Raw genomic sequence first — 21,054 nt, 5'->3', positions numbered from 1 at the left:
TTACATAAAGACTACCAACTGACCGACTAGGCTGATTGAATAATTTTCAGGTCTATGACCACGAACAGACTTTTACTCGCCGCCTTGGCTCTTGGCATTCTCGTAGGCCTGCTGACAATTGCTCAACGAATGACAACCAACCCCAACGAACAGAATGAAGCAATGCCAGCGGCTGGCGCTTTCTAAGTAGATTCAGTCCCGAAACAAACAATGAAGATTCAGGCAATCAACACTGTCGAAAAACACTGGCTGATCATCAGCATCATCATTCTTTCCAGTATCACAGCACTGTCGTTATCGCCGCTGGCAGAACTAGCTGATGCTCCTGGATCAGACAAAACACACCACTTGATCTCATACGCTGCCCTGGCATTTCCCGCCTCTTTACGCAGGCCCACAGGATGGAAGTACATAATCCTACTTTTCGCCTGGTACAGCGGACTGATCGAAGTTATTCAGCCTTATGTGAATCGCCATCGAGAATGGCTTGACTTTATTGGGAACCTTTCAGGCTTACTACTTGGGTTCATACTTGCACTATGGGCCAGAGCACTTCGGACCAAATGCAATATTTTGCACAAAGAAGAGACTGACATATAACTGATACAAGATTTGATGATTAACGCTGAGACAAACTTTCATTCTCTGGTCTGATCAGTAGCGAAAGCGCTTGATCGCCTCACCCCTGCCTTTCGCTCCCTGTTTATTCTGCCAGACTTTAGTGATGATCTTTTTATTTTCATACCCAAGAATTTGTTTATTAACACTGTCTTCTCTACACCATCGAGCAATAACTTCATGCTCAATCAATTCACGACCTTCCCGATCCTCTTGAACTAGCTCTTCATAGAAATCCACCTGGAATGCTTTTGTTTCTGCTCGGAATCTATCGGCATCTCTGTAAGCACTTAAATCCTCCTCTTCTATCTCTTTCAAGATCATCCCCAACTCTTGGCCTCGGTCTACAGGTTTGAGTGGCTGCTCATCCCTGAAACTGACAATCGTCACTGCAGCATGCCTGTTTCTCCACTTATCACATGCTTCTTTTGCTTTCTGCTCAGATGGATAACTGCATCCTGCTAGGCCAAGCGCAAACAGGATGACCGGAAGCCGCTTGATCATTTGCTCACTCATTCATCCACACTACTTCACCAAGGCGAACATGAATACATCAGTAACCAATTCATTGGACAATCCCTGGCTACAAGCTGACAAACTGCTTGAGCGAGGTTCACCTGGAAGAGCTGAGTGCTGCAATCAAAAAACAGGCATCTAGTTTCGGAGCCAACAGATTGCGTAGATACTAAGAACCAAAGTAAAAGAAATCATGCCAACTGTACTCTTGTAGCGCATCCACTTTCTATCCCACTTAAAGGGCCATCAAAACATTCGAAGTAAGACTGAAAAACGCAAAACTTGCAAGAGACCAGTGTGGCCTAAGATGGTGTGTCAAAAGATAAACAGCATACGCCAGAAAGCAAAGCTGTGAGAAACACGAGCTGATCGCTCCAAGATTATAAACAAGTGCTTTGTGATTAAATGCATATTTAAACAGGGAATTTGGCTTCACTGCAATCAATCATTCATTGGACAAGCAACAGGCAGAAAATCTCTCAACCAATCAACACTAGAAGCATAGAATCGCACAATCCCTCGGGAGATTTCTGAATCAGAGTTCAAGTTGTTTCCAAAGCAATGAAACGAGTGCATCTGCGGCCAATTGTTTATTGGATTCATACTGGCTATAAGACAGTTCTGCATCCTGAGCGTCGACATCTGTGACAGCTATCAAAATCTCAACTTGTGTCGATGAATCGATCACTCCTTTTCGCTGGAGCCAAGGAATGGAGAGGGAATTGGATGAAAGCAGGAGAGGGCGTTGGCTGCAGACTGGAGACTCCAGACCACTGCTTACCCAGCCAAGGTCGTACAACATCATCGCAGGAGGTGGACCGTCGGTGCCAGTTCCACTGACAGGAAGGCACGAACCCTGAAATTGAATCTGTGTGATGCGATAAAGACTGTTGATCCTGGCAGATCCGGGTGCCGGAATACCTCCGGTTTGCAGAGTGAAGAGACGTTCAGGTCGGTGTTGCTTGAAGAGGTCCTCAAGCAAGCGAATGCATTGCCGAGGAACATCGGGAACCCCATGATTCGCGCAGCGCAACAAAGGATGGACAAATAAAATCCCACCAAGCCGATAAGCCCTAAAACGCGGTCGCGCCGACAGTCGTTTAAATAGTAACTTTTTCGCCTCTAAACGATTTTCAAAAGTGTCATAGGAAAAGGCATTCCAGTGCACCACTAAGGTTTCAACCGGCGGTGGGGGGAGAGAGAAAGGAATCACTTTGATGCTTCAGATCAACCAACTCGATGAGAAAAAGTCCAACGTCTCAAGACAGACATATTAAACCCGCACATGGAATGCCTGTCCTGACCATGACGTTTCGCTTTCATTGTTTTACGTCGAAGGCAAGGAAGCAAAGCTGTGATGCCGTGAACGATTTAACAGGTCCTCCATGGATATGATCGACCCTAACGAAATTGCTGGAGCAACCAGATAACTGACCACTGAGAGCCAATCTGGACACATAACAGGAATCTCTGAAGCATCACGATCTGCTTCCGAAGAGCTGAAGTGGACGACCGACTTGCGAATCAGTCTCAGATGCTGAAGTGAACAGCGGTTGATTGCAACGCGAATCGCTATCGCGATGGCTCTGGCTTACGGTTCAGCATTTGTTTCACGAATGTTACCCCAGCTGTTTGCCCAGGAGACTAATCTCTAGCCGACCATTTCAGGGGTTGATTGATCAGATCAGTCGAAAGGCCGCAAAAGGCAAGCTGCACTGGGCTCGTGTACCACTGGTTGCTTTATGGCCCACAACTCTGATAAAGCAGGCCTCAATACACGAATCACACCACTATCAAGAGTGGAAGGGTTCGAGCTGATGATGCAGTCGTGATCGCGTCAGAGCAACTGATCTTGGAACTGACTTGGCGATCGAGCTGCAACAACTGCGGCCTAGCCCCAGAACATGCAACAGATCCTGGGATCATCTGATCAGAATCAACTTTGAGAAACGCCTAGCTTTTCTTCTGTTCTGGGCTTTGAAACTTGCAATGGACGTGCTGTTGATGGAATCCGACCTGCACAAAACAGCAGCCGCAGCAAGACAATCGCTCATCGCTTTTGCCGTGACGTGGATACGCGCCAATTGCACTGAGGATGAGCGCGCCCGCATGGAGTGGATCAGCAAGGCGGATCTCCAAAAAGACAGTTCATTTGGCTGCGAGACCAGCGAGGAGCACAACCAGCGGCTAGAGACGGTGCTCAATCAAGCAGCTGAGGGGGTCATCGCCGTTCTTGCGGACCATTGGGGAATCACTTCGATCAGAAACTCCATTGCGAACAATAACGAATCTGATCAAGTTGACTCCACAGAGAGCGCGCTCAACAAGCCATGACGCATAACTTTGATGACCTTGAAAACCAATACGTTCAGAGATGGTGATTACCGAAACAGCTCAGCAGAGCTTCGCCCCAGCTGAAGTCGTTATCAAGACGATCCGCCCTTAGATTTCTTCTTTTTTCAGCCTGCATTTTCATCATTATGGCTTCGGTGAACACATGCCCCTTGTCCTGGGCAAGATTCACTTCATGTACCGGAAGCTTTGTCGTTGTCATGGGTGTCTCCGTTTAGGACCTTTTCGGTCTATTGCCACTGAATGTGGCTCGCGAGATGGGAGAGCCGCACAAGCCGGTACGGTTTCAGGACCTTCCCGATAAGGCGTTATGCAGCAAACTGGCTAAGTCCCAACTCGGAGGGCGCAGCTGTGATTGGACAAACCAGGCTGTATTGCAGCAAAGGCGACGGGTTCCGCCTCATCGAAGTGCCGACCGAACGGGCTTCATACGAAGCCGAAAGGATCAAGAAGCAAGGCTGGGTAGTCGATGCTGCCATTCCTTTATAAAACCAGACTGCTCGCAGACTGGAGGGCCTAGGGGAAAAATCGGCAGCGATGTTGCTCGAAGTGCTCGTTCAAGCAAGCTTTTAAGTGAGATTAAATTCAATCTTAAAATGGATTCAATAAACGCAAAGCCAATTATTTGGCGCAAAATTTAAAGTTATCTGATGCTCGGAAGATACTTGTTCAGACAAGTCCAGGAAAAAGCAATTGAACACCAATCATGATTGGATCAGCTCAATACCAAGAAGAAGAGATTCCTCCTGATGCCGACTTGCCTGCCATTGGAAGCCATCCGATCCAGGAATGTACAAATTGTTGTAGCCGCAACGAAAAAGAGAGCAATACTTACAACCTCAACGAGCGAGTCACACATCACCTGAGACGGTTCATTGGCGGTCCCTAGCGGTCAAAGCCAAATTCGACACATCAGAGCTCCAGCAGGCGTGATAGTTGTCCCGTATCGATTGAGAACACACATTCACAACGTCAATTCCAGAGACGACCATCCCGTCTCCAACTCTTCAACAACTGACAGTCGTGTGAAAGCAAGACTGGGAATGGTTGTGTTTTGGGTTTTAGCCCTACAAAGAAACCAGCACGAACGATCACCATTGCTCACCTATGGGGTGTGTGAACGAACAAGAGACGCATTATCACTCCAATAACTAGCAGGGACGCCCTAGCTGGCAGGTCACGCTGTATGGCTCTCGGGCGGGATGGCTTTAGCATCTGCTGCAGCACCTAAGGCAAGGCGCTGCGGCTGATGCATCAGTCGCCGCTAAAGCCTCATGAACCAGCTCGGCAACATTTGAACGTTTACACAACGTTACGGTTGGGCTATATTGTTACGTAAATTTACGACGTGAATCGATGGTCGCCTTTCCAAGCTCAATCCAGGCAACGTCGTCCATGGATTACGAGGAACTTCTAGAAGAAATGAAAAAACTGGATATTGCTGATCTGATATTGATTCATCGCAGAGCTGCACTGACCTGAGTCGTGCTTGCTCAGAAAAACATAATGTGAAATCTCACAGAAATACTATACAAAATTATTTTTTCATCTCTAGCAGATTGCACATACAGCTCAGATGTGATGAATGAAACTGTTCCGAATGGATACTTCCCTGACTGGACAGAACAGAGAAACGCAAAAATCCATGACTAAATTCTCAGACACTATTTAAACAAATCATTCGACATTCATTGCAAGGCCTGAAGAAACGGAGTCTGTCTCAGAGAAACAGACTCCGTTAGGGATTTGCAGCTCGACCACAGAGCAGTGCCATGAGCCTCTCGAAGGCCTGATTGCTCGAACAACAAAATGCTGGCAAGGGTGGCTCACTCTGATCAATCATCGGAGCCTGCACAGTTCAAATCCAGCGAAAACCGTCGAACTCGCATGAGCTCGACAGAGTCAGAACTGAGCTCCCAAACAGCTGCTGAACAGGGGCACTGCACAACAGATCAACTGCGAACCGTGGTCTTTTGCCCATGCTTGACAGGGCGCTGACGACTTTTCAGCGCCTTGAGCATCCCCTTTTCAAGGGAAGTCAGCTTGGGCGAGGTCTCATGCAACGCTGCCCTGGCCCGCTCTTTGGCGGCATCCATGAACCTCTCTGTCTTGTCCTTCGCTTCAAATGCCATGATCTTCGGATGGTCCTCCATCAAAAGTTACACATACAAATCCAAGCTGTCCTCAAATCCATCAACTCTTTGCTGCAGCTGGAGCTGGCAGGATCCTGATCAACAGGCAAGACCCACTGGCCTTGCTCCATCGGGCGGGAGCAGCTGCTCTGAAAAGCAAGGGGTTACTCGCAACCTTGATCAGCGCGAGTACCCATACCGAGCTGCAACACCATTGATCCAGCCAGTCAGCAGTTTGTCGGCAAAGAAGCAAACGAGACCAAGGACACAAGGTGCGCCGAAGGAAGCAGCTTCTCAACCAAAATCAATATCGCAAATTAGCGTTGTCGACGCTCAGACCGATCCGCAGGAAGTTGCTCGATATCGGCAATTGCTGAAAGAAATATCCTCTATGCGAGATATTCACAGTCGTCTGAACAGCTGATCAAGCCGTACTCAGGACGTCATTCCCAGGGAAGATTTCTCCGACTGTTGCTTCCCACGACGCAGCTTCACCCAGGCTTGACCCACAATGGTGGCTTTTTTTATATCAACACGACCAAGATCGGAGTCGTCAGGGAATTCACGCCTGTCAACAGCAAGCAACTCCTCTCTTTCCTCGTTGGTGAGCATAGAGATTGACTAGTGAAAAGACAATTATAAACCAAACAATAGAAGTGCTTAAAGGCACAAATGAACTGAATTAAACGATCAGTGCATCGAAACCATGAGGAATAGACACTCAAAAGAGATGGCGATCCAATCGTCACTATGGGGGGAGGGTGTGGATTGAAGCAGATCCGACACTTCGAAAAAACACAGCGAAGAGAAGCATGAAAGCAAACTCCTTAAAAACCCCATCATCGAATAAGTCCTAATGCTTATGGACCACTTCGACTCAAGCCCTTAGAAAGCAATTATCGCCTTAGGCGATATCAGGGTGTGAGGTTCTGATCAGCAAAGCTGGAGAACCATGCCAAAAGGCAATGACCGTCCACCATTTGTCGGGGTGAAGGCTGGAGACTTCGTGCTCGTGCAATCAACACTGAATCCTGATCCGACTGATACAAATTGGTGGATTGGCTGGATTGTTGGATATCCAGATCAGTTCAAAGAAATACATGGCGTCACAATGCTGACTGTGGTTGATACCGAAAGCGGCGAAGTACGACAAGTCAATGCCGAACAGACAACGCGTTTAAGCCTTGCAGGCATGGAAAAAGGCAAAGTTGTTCCAATGGTGCGTGCCTGACCAACACAGACTGCATGTCCAGCAATAAAATCTCAAAGAACAACCACAATTCATGCAAAGCCAGGCTGAAAAGAGGGATCAAAAGCCTGGATTTCAACTGATCATGAATCAGGCCACAGTATTTCGAATTGCGCTAGCAGCTCTGCTGATTGCATCTAGAAATCTTGTACGGAAAAAGCAAACGACCTTAGTGCAAGCATTCAATAGATGCATGGAACTAGTGTCGTTCAAAAGGTCACGGCAAACAAATGATGTGCAACCAATGCTGAAGGCCGAGGACCTGCGAAGGCATTTTGATGAATTCAATCAAATCTTCGACACAACAGGAATACCGGCGGTCTGAAAGGAACAAAATCTTCTTCCTTGGAAGGAATATCACCAAGTATCATTCCAGCTTGCCAAGGGGAGTCATGAAGAGCTTGAGAGCGTGCGACCAAAACAGATGCTAAGTAGTTCTTACTCCATGCTGACATGGGATCCAAATTCAAAATCTGGCAAACTGAGCGATCTCCGACATAATTGCAAATCTGTGAGAAATAGAAGGCCAAGTGCTGTATCCACAACAGGTCAGCTTTAATAAACAAATGACTGGATCCACCATCACCAGCAGCTGTGATTTCATGACTGAGCTGTTGGGAGCTGATCACAATGTTCGAATGATGCAGACGATGGTGTGAGCTGAGGCAACGGCAAACGATAGAGCAAGGACATCATCATGGGGATACAGCTAGGCGAGGGTCCGTTGACATCCAACACTCAGCCTCTGGTGGGGCTCACTGAAGCCCAACGCCTTGGTCTGCGCGACTTACTGATCGATGTGAGCCAGGCCAGGGACTGGTCATGGGAGCTTCCGGTCCTTCTAAGAGATCGATGCTGGCTTCGCCTCGACCGCATACAGCTCAACCAGCTGCTGCGACACATTCCCCCGGATGGACGCGATGAGGCACCTGAACTAACCCATTACCAACGACTCATAGCGGAGGGAAGCGATCCATTACTGGCTCAGCAGAAATGCTGGCAGGAGTTTGGGATGGAAGATTGTCAACGAGCCCTGCATGAATACTGGGAAAGTCGCGACAGAGAAAACCACGGCTGGACTGCACGACGATATCGCCAGCTTGTGAGCATTTACAGAGACCAGATTGAGCGGGGAGTGGCAGCAGTACCAATGCTCGTACTGGCTCGCCAGGACACAGCCGAGAAACACCAGGTCCACTGGATCACAGGGACGACGCCGGCCGAAGAACTAGTCGATATAAAACTAAACTATTGCTGAAGCAGTACAAATTGAGTTCACCAATATCCCTACAACAGTGACACTGTGAGGCCAATCAAAGATGCAGCAACCGGTTCAGCAAGCCCTACGATCTTAAAATACTATGCAACCAAAGTCCCGGGGTTCTTTCGATTAATTGTTACAAACACTGACATAGCCAATAGGATCAATTTCAACCCCGATTGGACGTTCGATCTGCCCGTTAAAGTAGAAACCACCTGATGGGCTTAGGAACTCCCCCCCGATGATGCAGTGAATTATATTCTACCCCCTCAAGAACAAAGACTGAAAAACTTTAAAATCCACTGACGTAAACATGACAAGCTCCATCAACATTTACCCTCTATGATCCCGAATGAGTTCCTACATCAAAGATCTCCAAGCTCCCATCATTTTGGTCAATACGGATCAATTGATTGCCAATATGTAAATGACTTCAACCATTGTTAGTAATCCAAATGCCATCATCAGGAGCAATGACAATAACGTAAGGAGAATCCAAATAATCGCCCAAAAATTCGCTCTGAAGCCTCAGACCGGCAACAGAATCAAAGCTGAACTTGGCCACGCCACCCTGGTTCCTATCTCCACCTTTTTGAAAAGTCAGCCATACATCCCCATCAGAATCGATCGCGACGTCAAAAGGTGCATAAAGACCTGATTGATCAAAAACAATGAGCTCACGACAATCAAGTCAAAGCTGCAAATGGCGAAATAGACTTGCAGAAGCACATTGCAAAGCCAACGGTTCTCAACAGCACGATCACTTGACAATGCAACAGACATGTCAGAAAGGCTTCAAGCAGAGGACAGCTGAGCTGGTTATTGCTATAAAAAAAGTTTATAGCCTGCAAGGAACATATCCGAAAACAAACTCAAAGCATTTCTAGAAAAAGTAAAATCCGATCAAATCTCCAGCAGAGAATAAAAGAATCTAAATGCGAAGGTTGCATCGTAGACCTTGCCAAACAAGCATGATTTTTTATCACCATAGACGACTTAATCGACGTTGAACTGGGACTCGAAAGCCAAACAGTGACAGAGTTAAGCAACGAAGAAATCAACAAAATAGATGAGTAGAAAAGCGATATACCAGCAACCTAAGCAATATTAAATAAACAATTGCAAAATCAGCTGACGACTTTGCCAAAGAATGGTAAGTTAATCATTAAAGAGCCAAGCGTCAGCAAACGAACAGATGCAAACAATGATACTCTCATTAGTATTAATATACTACCCAAGCTTTCATCCTCAGTGATAATCAATAACTACAAAATGCCATGAACGCTGCGAGACCAAGTTTCTACGAATTCAAAGCCAACTACGACTCGCAACCAGAACAATGGAGAAAGAGGCTCACGGCCATTTACAGGACCGATCAGGACGTAGCCATCGCAGCATGGACATTGATCATGTCAATGGACGACTTAATGCTTGAAGTCGAAGAAACAGCCATTTTTCTTGAGCAGATTTACTCAAAAAAATAAGCATTAGATCACCAATTAAGCAATGAAAGAATCAACAAAAAAACTCGATTTAATCAGTGTGTTAAAAAAAGCTTTTGCATTATTAAGTCAACACGCTTTGATGTCAGTCGTATGTGTACTCCTACTACTCTCATCACCCACACAATCAAAAGCAGATATACAAAAGTACAACATCGTAACTGATGAATTCTATGGGCTCAACGCAGAACGAATCTTACTTGTTCCAGTTGCTGATGCTGCAGATAAGACCGTGCGGATGACGGGCAAATGCAAAAGCCGAGGGGCAACAGAGCTCTATCTCGAGGATGACCCCGTGAATGCCAGAGAGAGGTGGTATGTTCTGACTAAAAATGATAGTACCAAAGCTGATCAAGAAATATGCCTGACAGGAAATCTGCCGGCATGGTTTGAAAAACTATCATTTCTTAGATAAAATTACTCGAAATCATTTGAATCCATCGATATTTCGTCCAGAGATGTCGAATTACTCCTAGACATCCAATCACGAACTGAATAAAATCAATCAAAGACATCAATACCGTCTTACTCCCTTAACGAGACCTATCAATCACAACCTGAGTAACGCTCAAGGGCTAGCAGCCTCAAAATCCAATGGCGCACGAACAAACAGGGAGCAATATAAATCATCCACTAAGAACAATAGGGCTTTTGAAAATCCATGGCTAAAGCAAGGAAGAGACAACCCTTTTCGCATGCCAAAAAAAACCACATTCTTTTCGGATTTCAAAGCTTTTATCAACAAAGGCAATGTTGTCGACCTGGCAGTTGCCGTCATCATCGCAGGTGCGTTTGGAAAGGTTGTGAACGCAACTGTTCAATTGATCATGACCAATGCACTTGAACCAGCATTGAAAGAAGCGAATGTTCAATCACTAGCTAAATTACCAGGTGGAGAAATCATTGTTGCAGCAATAGACTTTGTTGTTATTGCTTTTGTCTGTTTCCTTGTCGTGAGGGCCGTTGAAAAGATGAAACGCAAAAAAGAAACCGTTGAAACATCAAAACCTGACCCCCAGGTTCAACTGACATCAGCCATCACACGCTTAACAGAAGTGATGGAAAGCTTCAATAACAAGTCCTGAGACCTCGATCAACTACTTCCGAGCCCGCAACTAAAAAATCAGAAGTCATGCGAGCTCAGTCCCAATCAGACAGTCCGAAATCAACTTATGGAAACAACGTCATCAGCCATCAAGCAGTCCTGTGAAAATGCTGCTTAACGAAGCAGATTTCATACCGACCAGCTAAGGCTCAAACCCCCAGGAGCAAACTTGGTTCAGCGTGATGGAGAAACACCTAAAGCTGATGATGCGAGGCCATCAAAACGCTCGTGGCTCAAACATACTCAACGTTGCAATCATCAGTGCAACGTTGGAGACCCTCCGCATCAGCAGCTGTTAAGCGGCCTTGCGCCGTCGTAAAGAGAAGCTTGGAAACGAGCGCTTGAGCGTCTCGATTTTTTCGTCCAACCTCTTCTTCGCTGAGACAAGTACAGCTTCACTCGCCCAGAAAGTGTAAAGCTGGACAGCAGTCACAAAAAAGACTGCACCAACTACCACCAGAACAAGACCGGACAGCTGATTGAAATCCATTGAGCTTCGCTTGCATACCTCTACTCAATAGTCATGGTCAATTGGTCTGTCAGCGTTCCTGCTGTTTCGGTCGCGAATCGTTAACCGCTACCGGCTCGAAAGGTGAACAACCGGGTCGCATCGTCCATCCAGGCCACATCCACAAGAAATTCATCGGCCAGAGCCTCACCGGTAGCGTAGCAGGCATTTTTACCTATTTACAATAGTTTACAAAGACCTGTAAGCTTTAATCCAATTAAATAATAAAGCCGTTTAACGATGTTAATGAATGAGCTCTGCATAAAACAACAAGTTAAAGCAGATCGGATCTTTATGGACTTTAAATACACAGAACCAGGCTCTACAGAACAGCATCAGTCTCTAAAGATGTTGAACGATCTGATTATTGAGTGGGCTCACTTCTTTGCGAACAAAGAAAGAAGATCATGCGTAACATCCCTGCTGCAGCCAACATAACAATTCAACTGAAGAATCATCAAATACTGATCAAGGCTGAGCTTTTTTGGTATCAAGCCCTAAATCTTCTACAAAACACAATGAGGATATCCTGAAAACCAATCGTTCAGTTAAAACAGTAAAGATAATTATATCGAGCCATCCAGCTCTGCAATCCAAGAATAAAATAAAAGACTAATCCTAGTCATGGCCATTAAAAGTTCATTATGAATCATGATCTAAATGAAGAGTTAGCGACCCGCTCAAACGAATTAGCAGAACTATCAAGAATGGCACCAGACGATCGAATCGCACGAATTGTCTGGTCCAGGATTCAGAATGATTTGGAACGAGAGGACAGCTTGACTCACGGAATACAATATTGCGTTTCAAATATTTATCATTTCATCAAGGTACAAATCCAGGAAAATGAACAAACCAGCTTTGCCCTTAGAAGCTGCGCTGATCTGATTCAACAGTTAGGTTGGAATGCTGGAGATATTTTTGCCAAAGACTATTCAAAGACTGTTTTTATTGACTACATCAAAGAAGCGGTTGCAATGTACACAGACACAAGGCAGCAGCATTGTGAAGACGCTCAGTGCCTTCTTGCGATGAACATGATTCACATGGTTATACAAGATATCGAGTATGTGATTAAAAAAAGGCCCGCCCAGGAGAAGCAATTATTGATAGCGTTAAGAACTGCTGCAAATTTGCGTAATCAAATGCTTAATATCTTTGGGTATCAATCAACCGCAACAGATAATAATTTTTGATTGAATTATAAAAGTTTACCTCTAAACCAACAAGAAGATGTGCGATGCAGCTCAACTGGCAAATTAAGGCCGCAGAGAGGATGAGCAGCTGCCTGCTTTGATTACTGCTCGGCTACCAGCTGTGTGAATGTCTGTGCCTTCCCTTCAACTTGACGGAGCTTCCGTTCACTTTCATAGATCCACCATTACGACCTTTGACCTTGAGCTTGCCACTGTCATTGAGCTTGACCTTGCGTGCCATCGAGGCTTTAAGTTCGCACTTCCAGCCGTTGCATCAATAGCTGAAGCCCCCGTCAGTGCAGACAAGCCAAGTGTTGCAACAAATTTCATTGTTAACGATGAAGCTCCACTCTTTTGGTAGTTGAAGATCCTCATCCTTGGCTTCTGCAAATAAGGAAATACGGCCAGAGCCGGATCATTCTTTGCAAGATTGTGAACAAAAATACAGCCCAGAATCGTGTTTGTAGGGGGTGCCTGATGGATCACTATTGCAGGGCTTAAACGATCAACAGCCTGGGCGTTGGCCCGACTAGCCACAGTTCTGTATGTGATTGATCCATATCAAACCAGCTGATCAAGATCGCCTTCCCTTACAGATCGCACTGGAGCGTCAAACAACTATGAGTTTTTACTGATTCAGCTCTACCCCAGTATCTAGCACTTTAATCTTGAGCGATTCGTCGTACATCCGCGACTCGAAGCGCCGTGCAATCCGGCTCCTGGCCTTATGCAAAAAATCTCGATTGGCCGTAACATTATATTCATACATTTGCTTATCACCCATTGATTTAATCACCAAATCACTCAGTCTGATTAATCCCAAGTCAGAGATATCACTTGGCGACCAATTTCTGAAAAATTCAACCAAATTGCACTCACCCGCCTTGATGATTTTAACTTCTCCTCCGGAATGCTGCTTTCGGTAATATTCCCACTCAATCCGGTCATTGACTCTGTTACACCAAAGAGCAGATTCACAAGCACTTTTCCATACTTTTTTACTCGGCATCGCCAATTCACGCTGATGTTGTACACCACATCATAATCAGTTTCGTAAAACATACAAACTTTTTCAATGCAATGCTGGTATGAACCCTTGAGCTGGATCCTCATGGCTCACAATGCCAAGATTCAGGCTCGGACAAGACGGGATTCAACTAAGTCATACAACTCAGGCTGACTACTTCGTCTGAAAGCATGCATCAATGCAAGCCTGGGGAGAATTAATCTTCAATCGTCTCCATGGATTGTTTTGCCATAAAATCTTTATCAAATTGCAGCAGCTGAGGGGGCGAGACTTTAACAAATCAATCCAAGTTGCCTTGCTACTTGACAGCGCACCATTTTTCATCTTCATGATCAGCAATAACGGTTTCAATATTGCAGAACCTTACGGCCACACATGAATCGATCTCATTCTAAAGCACCTGCAACTTGGGTGCTTCCTGCTTCGATCGCTTTCGCGGGACTGTGCATCTTCGGAGCGGGCTTGGTCATCCACGAACCTCTGGAAAAAATCGCAACTCGTCAAAGTCACACGATCATCATCGAAAACATGACGACTGAGCCTTTGGTCATCGCACCAAACAGGCCTTGATGAGGGACTGAGCCCTTGTTCTGGTCAGAGCAGAAACTCAGCACAGCTGAGCAGATCATTCCCCTGGGAGAGCCTGGTCTGAACAGAACAGCAGCGAGGCCCCCCGGGCTTCAAGTGCTCACTCCCGCCTGAGCTCAACAGCCTCAGGTGTATTCGATTCTGCTTGAGGAGAATCCTTGATATCTGAGAACTCTCTCTGAGACAGGAGCACTGTGGCGATCACAATGCCGACAATGCCCAGGAGAGCGAGAAAAACTTTCATTGCCAGAACTCTGCTGAATCAGTTCTGGCCTCCCTTGAGGCTCAGGTCTACGGGGCAGTGACCAATTTTTCTCTCAAGGCTTCAATGGATACATTCTGATCGGTTGTCGTGAGCGACGGCAACCCTGAATCACGTGAGTCGCCAACACGGCCATGGGTGAGCAAACACAACCAAGGCCTACAGAGGACGCGAGGTTTTGCAGAACACAGTATAAATACTCATCACCATTCATAATCAGCTTCATTCACGGTTAACGCACCACCGATCTGACAATGATTGCGTATCTGGCCTTGTTCTGGGTGTTTGTGCTCGCGGTTTATTTCCGCTTCCGGGATGATGAGTTGAATCCAGACAGCTGATGCTGATCGCCGTGGCACTACTGCTGCTTCTCTCTTTCTGCTTGTCAGACATTGAGAAATAACGCTCAAGCTACCGCCTTGATCACAAGCCAATGGATTCACTGCTGTGCCAATAAGCCATCAAATAGTCATCCGCTCAAGGCCACCGATCTCTTTGCAAGAAAGTCCAATGAACAATGAGAATTGCGCCCATCAGACGTGATCGCCAGAATCAATGGGACCGATTCATCAAGTAATGGCGAAAGGCTACTGGCTGGCGACAGGCCGAATCAACGATCCCAGAGGATTCATGGTGTATGCAGCCGCCGCTGAAGCATATCTCCAGAAGTGTGGAGCAAAAATGTTTATCCGGGACGCTCACACTGATGTGAGGGAAGGCAACCCAGGCCATCTCACTGTTCTGATCGAATTTCCGACCGTCGAAGCAGCGAAAGCTGCCTATGAGGCGCCTGAATATCAGGACATGATTCGTCTGAGGACTCCGAACAGCGAAGCCTGTTTCAGCATCCTGGAAGAAGGAGACAAGCTTGCCCGCTAAGTTTCAGCATGCATCCATACATGAACGAAAGCAATCAACCACGGATCAGTCTGGGTCATTTCATCCTGCTTGCTGATGCAAGTGATGCAGACTAATCCAGAAATGCGTGCCAACTTGAAGGTCTGATCGCGGTCTCGACAGGATGCGATTGGTCGTCTACAGCAAAACCGGCACTGTCATCCTCTGCAGTGTCGGACTAGACGGTAGAACCGAATGAAATACATATAAAGATGCAGCATCGAACCTTTAACAAATTCGAGGCACTCATGACAAAACTAACAATCATTTCAAACACTTCTAGCTCTGATGCATCTTTTCCTTCATCCATTCGATAATATCCTGTTCTAACCACACAACCGTTCTTGCACTAATTTGTATCTGCTTTGGAAAATTACCCTTTTCCATGTGGGTGTAAATGAATGTTTTCCCAACTCCAGTCATCTCAATCACCTGCGCAAGCCTTAGGAAGCGAGGTGCACCAGCGTCATTAGCCAAGGCGAATGATATTCGATGTGGGCATGGGGCAACTCAAGAACTCAGGAATTCATTGCATCATGGCTCGCATGGGAATGTCCGCCACGGGCGACAGCGCGACCCTGGCCTTGATGAGAATGCGCAATGCCTAGTTTGTGCAACCTGGCATGCTCTTCAATCTGATCCGTCAACTGCACAGAGCCAGCACCAAATGCGGTGTAAATCCCATACAAGAGGGTCCCCAGAACCAATGCGGCCAGCGAACCAATCATCAGATATGCCGAAAAGTCTTGACTTGTAAGCTCCATGAGCCCTATTTAATACTCAGTTAATACTGGCTGCTCAAAAAGGCCTTGCTGTAACGATTGCTTCGCCAAGCATTTACAATTGGCATAAATACAAGCCTTAAAGATTAACGCTGACGCGTTAATTCTATGTACGGATATCGGGCGAATGCAACTAGCAGCAAGACAACACGATGCATGCCTATGTGAGCAAATGCGCGAGCAAGAGGCACGGATGCACAAAAGCGATCCGCTCGAAACAATTTTGCCTCAGAGGAGGAATAAACATCGGAGCGGCAGGCCTGTGCGGCGAACTTCTGCGAACATCCACGAACTTGAAAAACCATTTTTGCGGGCACACACCAGCCGCATGGAACTCATGACGAAGCAAATTGACAGTGGCTAGTCAATCTCTCGGCTTTTGGCCACAAAGGATCAACTCACAAGAGCTGAAATCACCGCGAAGAGCTGCAACGTCTTGCCAGTCCACCGAGCCAGGGTTCGACGGATGCCAATCCGATTTTCGTCCCATTCAGGGCTCATCAATGCATGAACCGAAGCCGGTCAAAACGCCTGAAGCCTCGCAGCAGAAGCTCACTGAAGTTTGGCTCACACAGACTGGCCGTCAATCTGCAGAGAGCCAGGGCAGCGTCAACTGACAGACATGACAAGACAAGACAAGACAGCGCAAGGGCGATGGATGAGTGACATCTTTCCAGCATCACGAATGGAGCTCACGCCCGGTGGCCAGAAACCTGGCCCTATCAGGATCAGAACAGAGTGATGCTGTGATCCCTGAATGATCAGGCAACGTTCCGCGACAGCACACTCTCTCTTGGCCCAGCAGTACCATTGGATTGCTTAACCGCCCGTTAACCTCTTTAAGGCCTTTGTGCCACGAGATCCTGAAAGCAGGTGAAATAGATGAATCCGGACAAACAGCACCGCAAACTTTTCAGGCTCAAGCTCAAAGCTGAGGAATGCCTAACGAGGGAGCAGGCTCAAAAAATCATACGCAAAGCGGATAAAGCTCATAGAAAGCTTTCTGAAGGCCACAACAACGCAGCCTGATGGATTGATCCCGGTGTGATCCCCAGGCAGCAAACGACGAACAACATCACTCTCGGATCTTGCGAACCGGTAGAGATGCGGGTCGACAGGGGGCTTCATTGTGGTGACGATCGGTGCAACTGCCACCATCACGGCCCAATGGATGAAACCACACTGGCAATGGAGGAGCATTGGCCTGTTGAGGAGCAGCTCAAACTGGTCAACCAAGCCTGCGATCGGATCGAGCAGATTCTGGATGACCTTGTGCAAGACACGGCATGTTCCAATCATGCGATTCGCGATCTGCTGAGCACACTGTCAGAACACTGGTCTGACAGTGAACAAACCATGGACTGGGAAGCGCCAATGCGCGGCCAGCAACTTGAGGCCTGTTGACTTGCCCCCAGAGCCTCACAAATTCAAGGATCCCGACTCAATTCATGCGCCTTCACGAAGCATGTGATGCAAGGGTCTGGGGTGAACCGATGCCAGGTTGTCAGTCCAATCGTCGACAGGTTCGATTGGTCGCCTAACTGCGACTCCGGCGCTTCCCTGCAGTTGCAGCGCCGGATTAGGCGAGACCAGATGCCTGAAGGGTCTCCAGCGAGAAGTGTCGGAAAAACCACCATGCGGGAAGAACCGCAGAGCCGAGAGTGACGAATACCTAATCCTTGCAAGTGCGTGTCTTTACTCTTTCCTTGGGCGACGAACCAGGGTTAGACCTGAGGAAGAACAAACGTACTTCCATGCCGATTTACCCTCCCTTGGGACCTCCCACATCAAATGTCATCGATGCCGCTTCAGCTTTCCTGTCGATTCGACCTGGACAGTTCGTCATCGTCAGAGAGCTGACTTCTGCCACCGAAAGTGTTGATATCGAAAGAAACTGGTGGTTAGGGCAAGTGATTTTCTGCAAGGGATGGGGGAAACATTCAAGGCTGAACTCGCTTTTTCAGGTGGCGGACGTTGACGACGGCGCAATACGCTGGGTTCATCCCACCCAGGTGACCCACGTTCTGCATGGACTGGACGGGATTGGACAGGAAGGCTGGGATGGATTCGAGGACTGATCGATTCTCCGCAAAAAGCTTGAGATAAAAAAAAAGGAGGCCTTCACGGCCTCCGTCTACCTATCACCAAAGGAGAAGTGCTCGACGCCTCTCCTGTCTTCAGTATGTGTATCGCACAGAACATGTGCCTGAGATCACATACTCATTGCCGAAGGGCAGCTTGCTCTGGTATGGGATTGCAGAATCGGCAATCGGCAAAGCCCAGGTTGGGCTTGTCACTCCCCCACGATCGAGGGGCAGATCGTCATGTTCAGTGGATGATTCACCAGCAGCCTTGGTGAAGCTCCTGGACTGCCTTAGCTGGGGTCATCGTGAACAGGGGTTGTGAAGACGATCGAGCGCAGCCGAGATGGTTGGAGGTTGAAAAAATTGCCAATCTGGGAGCATGCTCGTGTGCCGTGATGATGCCTAGCCAACCGACACAACAAGCAACGAGAAAAATTCTGGAGTCAAGCGGAACGCTGATAGAAAACGATCACTTTGTCTATGCCTCGGGCGATAATGGAGCTGGGTGGGTGGCGAAGGATCTCATCAACCTCAGGCCTGAATTAGCCTATCAACTCGGCCAATTACTCGGGAAAGAAATTAAGAATAACGGCCTATATCCTGATATTGTCTGTGGACCTGCAATTGGCGGGGTGATTTGCGCCCAATACACAGCACTGGCAGTTGGCAGTCGCTGTGTATTCACCGAGCGCGTAGTCAACAAAGAAGGGGGAACTATTAACTTTGAAATCAAGCGAGGATACGCGGAGATTCTCAAGAATAAATCTGTTTTAATTGTCGACGATATTATCAACACAGGGTTTTCGGTGCGCCTCACTTATCAAGCCGTCGTTCAAGCAGGAGGAAAACCTCTGGGGATTGCCGCCTACGTGAATCGCGGCAATGTTGGAGCCAACGAATTAGGATGAAAATTTTATTTTTCTCGACGAAATAAGATTACCAGCCTGGCCTGAAAAGGACTGTCCTCTCTGCAAATCAGCCAAACCCGTGAATATTCAGTACGCACACGGAGCAGAATTCACCAGACAACGTCAAACTTTTCAAGCTGAAAAGCCATAAACTTCCATCATTGCACTTCAGATAGTCTTGGGTTGATCCACAAGGGTTGCCGAGAATTCTTGAAAAGCAACAGCTGCATCTACAGGGCTTGAATTATATTTTGATTCCCACTGATCGACCAAAGCGCGCATATCTTGCCACATATCGACCATGGCGAGTGGGTTAAATCCGGCAGGCTGGGATGAAGTATTTGACATGGATGAACTTGGCACAAGACCGCTTCCTTCTAATTGATCAGCAGCAACACTGTTGATCAGCTCTTCAGCGCAGCAACAATCAGCGATCTCAGATCAAATCAGCTGCACTGTCCCACCAGGAGTCATGATCAAGATCATTTCTGCCCTGATTCATGTCCCGAGCCACGCAACTCTTCAAAAAGCTCGACAAGTTGCTGAGCCAGCACGAAACCTTTGGAGACACCCCGGAAGCATTTGTGGATGAACTGCTGAGCAAGCTTGATGGTCAAATCAAGGCCATCCACGACAAAAACAAGCCAGACCACTGGGCTGCCATCTACGTGGAAAGGGACCGGGCTCGCATCAAAACAGCTGTGCTCAACAAAGTGATGGACCGCAGCGCACAGTGAAACCGAAACAGACTGAGGCTGATCAAGCCTCGGCTCTCCTGGAATCAATGATCCTGGCCAGTTCAAGCATGTATCCCGCAGTACACCAGCGGCCATGGCTGCGGGCACGATTCTCCACGTCAGAACGGATCTCTGCCGTTTCGGCCATCAGCAGATCCAACTCACACTGAGGAAGTTCATAGAGCTCCTGGAGTTCCACCTCACGACCCAGCAGATGACTACGAAACCATTTGCGCACCTGTTCCTGGAGTGGGATCTCTTGTGACATGCAACCGAAGGAGCAACGACCAGTCTGGCTGCTGAACCCGTTTTCAGAACTCAGCTTGCACGTCTCAAAAACTTGCTCACTGTGCCAGAGCTCGTTTTAGTAATGCAGATGCGAAAAATGGATGACCCGTGTTCTGAAAGACAACTGGCTTTCACTAGCTATTGCATCACTGTCTCTCAGCGGACTGCTATGGCTGGAGATGATCCCTGGGTAAGGAGGCTTCGCGCCCTTCCAATCAGCTCTGAGATAGGACAAAATCGGCCATGACAGAGTTGGTTGCATGTTGATCGCATTGCTTCTTTCAGGACCAGTCACACCTCCAATGCCAGCCTTGGAAAGGCAAACACCCGTAATGGAAGAACAGCCAGGCCTGCAAATAGAGACCTTTCAGCTGAATATCGATCAACAGGGGTTCAATTGCTCAGCAGGGGTCTTAGCCACAGGAAACAAAGCACCTCACGCTTACAGCACATCAAACAATACATTCGAGAGCGAGCTACAAATTCACGCCGCTCGCTGCAGAACACGGTTCTGAAAGTCTGCCCAGAATGGTGGCAAATCAGCAAAAGCTATCGTCTTGATGCAGTTCAATTCACTTAACTTCAGAGTGGCTCATCCGGACCTGGCAAAGGCTTCCTACTCTTGCCTTTAGGCAACAACGATTTCAAAGCACCAATCATGTCATTGGTTCGAGAAACATAGACAAAACTCCCTAGAAAAAAAACTGTTGCAATAACAAAAACAGTAGACGTCAGGGCATCTAGCTCAAGATTTCCAATCAGCAAACCCATCATGTTCCGCGCCCTGAAATGACACAAGATTGCAATGAATTAACAGTACCCCCGGGCGCTCCGCTGAAGCAATACCAAGACACAAAATCAATCGCTGCGTCAAAACAGACAAGAGCTACAAAATGCTCATAAGCGAGTCCGAGCGTCTTGCTTGAAAGACGAAAACGCTGTCCATCGAGTCAGCAAGCGCGCACGGCTGTTCAACTCATGCATGACTCACGGCAGGACGTCGCTTGTCCGGTGAGCCTGCAGGAGAAATGGATATCATCGG

General features: G+C 47.4%; 24 protein-coding genes. 11 read left to right on the top strand and 13 right to left on the bottom strand.

Annotated elements, in window-relative coordinates; translation table 11 throughout:
- Positions 1-218: 218 nt before the first annotated feature.
- From SynBIOSE41_RS14665 to SynBIOSE41_RS14655, 3 genes are all read right to left on the bottom strand, one after another.
- Entirely contained in the window at positions 219-398 is a 180-nt protein-coding gene (locus SynBIOSE41_RS14665) for a hypothetical protein (protein ID WP_222930547.1), read from the bottom strand.
- Between the two features lie 256 nt (positions 399-654).
- Positions 655-1,134 carry a hypothetical protein gene (locus SynBIOSE41_RS14660; RefSeq protein ID WP_186538554.1) on the bottom strand — a complete coding sequence of 160 codons (480 nt, stop codon included), beginning with the start codon at positions 1,132-1,134 and terminating at the stop codon, positions 655-657.
- A 535-nt stretch (positions 1,135-1,669) separates the two neighbouring features.
- A complete protein-coding gene (locus SynBIOSE41_RS14655; protein WP_186538552.1) occupies positions 1,670-2,347 on the bottom strand; it encodes a hypothetical protein in 678 nt (225 codons plus the stop codon).
- A 776-nt stretch (positions 2,348-3,123) separates the two neighbouring features.
- Here SynBIOSE41_RS14655 and SynBIOSE41_RS14650 point away from each other — a divergent pair.
- Positions 3,124-3,468 carry a hypothetical protein gene (locus SynBIOSE41_RS14650; RefSeq protein WP_186538550.1) on the top strand — a complete coding sequence of 115 codons (345 nt, stop codon included), beginning with the start codon at positions 3,124-3,126 and terminating at the stop codon, positions 3,466-3,468.
- A gap of 34 nt (positions 3,469-3,502) precedes the next feature.
- Here SynBIOSE41_RS14650 and SynBIOSE41_RS14645 read toward each other — a convergent pair whose 3' ends face one another.
- The 3 genes from SynBIOSE41_RS14645 to SynBIOSE41_RS14635 all read right to left on the bottom strand — a co-directional run bounded on the left by SynBIOSE41_RS14645 (position 3,503) and on the right by SynBIOSE41_RS14635 (position 6,230).
- Positions 3,503-3,688, bottom strand: coding sequence for a Nif11-like leader peptide family natural product precursor (locus SynBIOSE41_RS14645; protein ID WP_186538549.1), 186 nt, complete (start codon positions 3,686-3,688; stop codon positions 3,503-3,505).
- A 1,750-nt stretch (positions 3,689-5,438) separates the two neighbouring features.
- Positions 5,439-5,639, bottom strand: a complete 201-nt coding sequence (locus SynBIOSE41_RS14640) for a hypothetical protein (protein ID WP_255475807.1) — start codon at positions 5,637-5,639, stop codon at positions 5,439-5,441.
- A 414-nt stretch (positions 5,640-6,053) separates the two neighbouring features.
- Positions 6,054-6,230: a hypothetical protein gene (locus SynBIOSE41_RS14635; RefSeq protein WP_186538547.1), complete on the bottom strand. Its 177-nt coding sequence runs from the start codon at positions 6,228-6,230 to the stop codon at positions 6,054-6,056.
- Positions 6,231-6,570: 340 nt separating this feature from the next.
- Here SynBIOSE41_RS14635 and SynBIOSE41_RS14630 point away from each other — a divergent pair, with 340 nt between their 5' ends.
- A complete protein-coding gene (locus SynBIOSE41_RS14630; protein WP_186538545.1) occupies positions 6,571-6,849 on the top strand; it encodes a DUF3104 domain-containing protein in 279 nt (92 codons plus the stop codon).
- A gap of 302 nt (positions 6,850-7,151) precedes the next feature.
- Here SynBIOSE41_RS14630 and SynBIOSE41_RS14625 read toward each other — a convergent pair whose 3' ends face one another.
- A complete protein-coding gene (locus tag SynBIOSE41_RS14625; protein WP_186538543.1) occupies positions 7,152-7,496 on the bottom strand; it encodes a hypothetical protein in 345 nt (114 codons plus the stop codon).
- Positions 7,497-7,591: 95 nt separating this feature from the next.
- Between SynBIOSE41_RS14625 and SynBIOSE41_RS14620 the strand changes: the two genes are divergently transcribed.
- From SynBIOSE41_RS14620 to mscL, 3 genes are all read left to right on the top strand, one after another.
- Positions 7,592-8,125, top strand: a complete 534-nt coding sequence (locus SynBIOSE41_RS14620) for a hypothetical protein (RefSeq protein WP_255475806.1) — start codon at positions 7,592-7,594, stop codon at positions 8,123-8,125.
- Positions 8,126-9,634: 1,509 nt separating this feature from the next.
- A complete protein-coding gene (locus SynBIOSE41_RS14615) occupies positions 9,635-10,045 on the top strand; it encodes a hypothetical protein (RefSeq protein ID WP_186538540.1) in 411 nt (136 codons plus the stop codon).
- Positions 10,046-10,325: 280 nt separating this feature from the next.
- Positions 10,326-10,715: a large conductance mechanosensitive channel protein MscL gene (mscL, locus tag SynBIOSE41_RS14610; protein WP_186538538.1), complete on the top strand. Its 390-nt coding sequence runs from the start codon at positions 10,326-10,328 to the stop codon at positions 10,713-10,715.
- A 315-nt stretch (positions 10,716-11,030) separates the two neighbouring features.
- On the opposite strand, the gene SynBIOSE41_RS14605 is transcribed toward mscL, so the two are convergent.
- A complete protein-coding gene (locus tag SynBIOSE41_RS14605; protein WP_186538536.1) occupies positions 11,031-11,225 on the bottom strand; it encodes a hypothetical protein in 195 nt (64 codons plus the stop codon).
- A gap of 662 nt (positions 11,226-11,887) precedes the next feature.
- Between SynBIOSE41_RS14605 and SynBIOSE41_RS14600 the strand changes: the two genes are divergently transcribed.
- Positions 11,888-12,439 (top strand): hypothetical protein, encoded by a 552-nt coding sequence (locus SynBIOSE41_RS14600; protein WP_186538535.1) that lies wholly within the window; start codon positions 11,888-11,890, stop codon positions 12,437-12,439.
- A gap of 813 nt (positions 12,440-13,252) precedes the next feature.
- Here the strand turns inward: SynBIOSE41_RS14600 and SynBIOSE41_RS14595 are convergent.
- Positions 13,253-13,552 (bottom strand): hypothetical protein, encoded by a 300-nt coding sequence (locus SynBIOSE41_RS14595; RefSeq protein ID WP_186538534.1) that lies wholly within the window; start codon positions 13,550-13,552, stop codon positions 13,253-13,255.
- Positions 13,553-14,892: 1,340 nt separating this feature from the next.
- On the opposite strand from SynBIOSE41_RS14595, the gene SynBIOSE41_RS14590 reads away from it, so the two are divergent.
- A complete protein-coding gene (locus SynBIOSE41_RS14590) occupies positions 14,893-15,195 on the top strand; it encodes a DUF1330 domain-containing protein (protein ID WP_186538532.1) in 303 nt (100 codons plus the stop codon).
- Between the two features lie 297 nt (positions 15,196-15,492).
- Here the strand turns inward: SynBIOSE41_RS14590 and SynBIOSE41_RS14585 are convergent, their stop codons facing one another.
- Together SynBIOSE41_RS14585 and psbN are read right to left on the bottom strand one after the other, a co-directional pair.
- Positions 15,493-15,690: an AlpA family transcriptional regulator gene (locus SynBIOSE41_RS14585; RefSeq protein WP_231857151.1), complete on the bottom strand. Its 198-nt coding sequence runs from the start codon at positions 15,688-15,690 to the stop codon at positions 15,493-15,495.
- Between the two features lie 41 nt (positions 15,691-15,731).
- Positions 15,732-15,941, bottom strand: coding sequence for a photosystem II reaction center protein PsbN (gene psbN / locus SynBIOSE41_RS14580; RefSeq protein WP_186541281.1), 210 nt, complete (start codon positions 15,939-15,941; stop codon positions 15,732-15,734).
- A 1,221-nt stretch (positions 15,942-17,162) separates the two neighbouring features.
- On the opposite strand from psbN, the gene SynBIOSE41_RS14575 reads away from it, so the two are divergent.
- The 3 genes from SynBIOSE41_RS14575 (at position 17,163) to SynBIOSE41_RS14565 (ending at position 18,987) form a co-directional block, all read left to right on the top strand.
- Positions 17,163-17,399 carry a hypothetical protein gene (locus tag SynBIOSE41_RS14575; RefSeq protein WP_186538530.1) on the top strand — a complete coding sequence of 79 codons (237 nt, stop codon included), beginning with the start codon at positions 17,163-17,165 and terminating at the stop codon, positions 17,397-17,399.
- 302 nt (positions 17,400-17,701) lie between these two features.
- Complete coding sequence (locus SynBIOSE41_RS14570; RefSeq protein ID WP_255475802.1) at positions 17,702-18,073, top strand: DUF3104 domain-containing protein; 372 nt, start codon at positions 17,702-17,704, stop codon at positions 18,071-18,073.
- Positions 18,074-18,426: 353 nt separating this feature from the next.
- Positions 18,427-18,987, top strand: coding sequence for an orotate phosphoribosyltransferase (locus SynBIOSE41_RS14565; protein ID WP_186538528.1), 561 nt, complete (start codon positions 18,427-18,429; stop codon positions 18,985-18,987).
- Positions 18,988-19,155: 168 nt separating this feature from the next.
- Here SynBIOSE41_RS14565 and SynBIOSE41_RS14560 read toward each other — a convergent pair whose 3' ends face one another.
- Positions 19,156-19,335: a hypothetical protein gene (locus tag SynBIOSE41_RS14560; protein ID WP_186538526.1), complete on the bottom strand. Its 180-nt coding sequence runs from the start codon at positions 19,333-19,335 to the stop codon at positions 19,156-19,158.
- A 152-nt stretch (positions 19,336-19,487) separates the two neighbouring features.
- Here SynBIOSE41_RS14560 and SynBIOSE41_RS14555 point away from each other — a divergent pair, with 152 nt between their 5' ends.
- Positions 19,488-19,724, top strand: a complete 237-nt coding sequence (locus SynBIOSE41_RS14555) for a hypothetical protein (RefSeq protein ID WP_066910371.1) — start codon at positions 19,488-19,490, stop codon at positions 19,722-19,724.
- A 22-nt stretch (positions 19,725-19,746) separates the two neighbouring features.
- On the opposite strand, the gene SynBIOSE41_RS14550 is transcribed toward SynBIOSE41_RS14555, so the two are convergent.
- On the bottom strand, positions 19,747-19,992 hold the full coding sequence (locus SynBIOSE41_RS14550; protein WP_066910369.1) for a hypothetical protein: 246 nt from the start codon (positions 19,990-19,992) through the stop codon (positions 19,747-19,749).
- Positions 19,993-21,054 lie beyond the last annotated feature (1,062 nt).

Origin of the sequence: Synechococcus sp. BIOS-E4-1 (assembly GCF_014279995.1) — a bacterium.
GTDB lineage: Bacteria > Cyanobacteriota > Cyanobacteriia > PCC-6307 > Cyanobiaceae > Synechococcus_C.
The sequence above is the reverse complement of the archived record's forward strand: the minus strand, read 5'-3'. Positions and strand labels throughout refer to the sequence as shown.